The sequence below is a fragment of the Pedobacter sp. 01N416 genome (assembly GCF_056399685.1).
Window position 1 is genome coordinate 1 of record NZ_JBFTRT010000866.1, and the last position, 1349, is coordinate 1349.

Below are 1349 nucleotides of genomic sequence, written 5' to 3' on the forward strand. Positions count from 1 at the left end.
GGAAAAACCATTCCAATTGACCCCTCTTTGCCAAAGTGGCAACAGGAAGACTATCAACAATTTACATTAAGTTTAGTTTTGGCGGAACGGGGTCAAAATAGAGTGGTTTATGCAGCCTATTTCTAACATCCTCATAACATGAAATGTTTCTATCTATATTTGCAATATGGCTAAACCAATCTACGTATTTCTCGACACCAACAATTGGATATATCTTGCCAACGGGTTCACCCCCTACTCGAATAAACACGACGACACACATCTGAAGATCTTTAAACTTCTTCGCCAAAGAGCCGAGCATGGCGCAATCATCGTACTGGCCAATCAGCTTATAATAGAGGAGTTCGAGCGCAATAAATCTCAGGCTAGAGCAAAGGTCCAGGATATTGAAAAAAAGCGGGACTCGTACATTAGCAGCCTTAAACCTATCAGGGAATTTATTAGCAAGGACAAAAACCTTCAAGAATTGGAATTCAAGATTACACAGGTGGCCGAAGAGAAGATCTTCACCATTCGCAACCATATCTTCGAAGTGGAGCGGTTTCTGAACAGATGGACCATCTCCATACCAGTTACCGACCAGCACAGAATCGAGGCAACACACATGGCTCTGGATAGAAAAGCTCCTTTTACCGGTGAAAAAAAGAACAGCATGGCGGATGCGTTGCATCTACTAAGTTTCAGCGATTTTGTAGCCCGCAAATCGGAAACAGCGCCGTCTAGGCCAAAGAAAGGTCCATCTGGATATTTTGTTTCAAGTAATTCGGGTGACTTTTCCGATCCAAAAGATCGTGAGATGGTCCATCCCGACCTTGCACCGATACTTGAAGAGGCAAATTCGAAATTCAGTTATGCTCTGCACAAATTGGCCAACAGTCTAGAACAAGAGTTTCTGAGTAAGGAAGAGGAAGAAATGATTGAGAGTGCGCAGCGCTGGGATTACTGCTTCGTCTGCGACCAGGAATTCCAGCCAGAGGACGTCCATCACCATAATCTCCTCGATCCACACCGCATCAAGGGTGGTAGTCGCGATGAAAATCAGCTTAGCCTTTTCAAGAAGGAGTTCATCATTCCCCCGGAAAACCCTTATCTCGACACCAGGGCTATCCACTGTGGTAACTGCAACTCCTTCTTCATCGAATGTGGAAATTGCAACTGCCTCAACCATATTGAGGATGGGAAAGACATCATTGAATGTGGAGAATGTGGCTATCTTTACATTTCAAAGACCGAACGGGACAAAGACGGAAAAGAGTTCCACCTAGGCTTCGAAATCATTATGACCCACGAATGCAAAGGATGCATGTTAGACTTCCAGCAACTCAACGAAGAAGGCTACTGCCTAGAGT

1 protein-coding gene is annotated in these 1349 nt (G+C 44.5%); it reads left to right on the forward strand.

Annotated features, from left to right (window positions below):
• Positions 1–166 precede the first annotated feature (166 nt).
• Positions 167–1349: PIN domain-containing protein (locus AC1DND_RS27975; RefSeq protein ID WP_477586132.1), on the forward strand; the 1183-nt coding region annotated here is incomplete at its 3' end.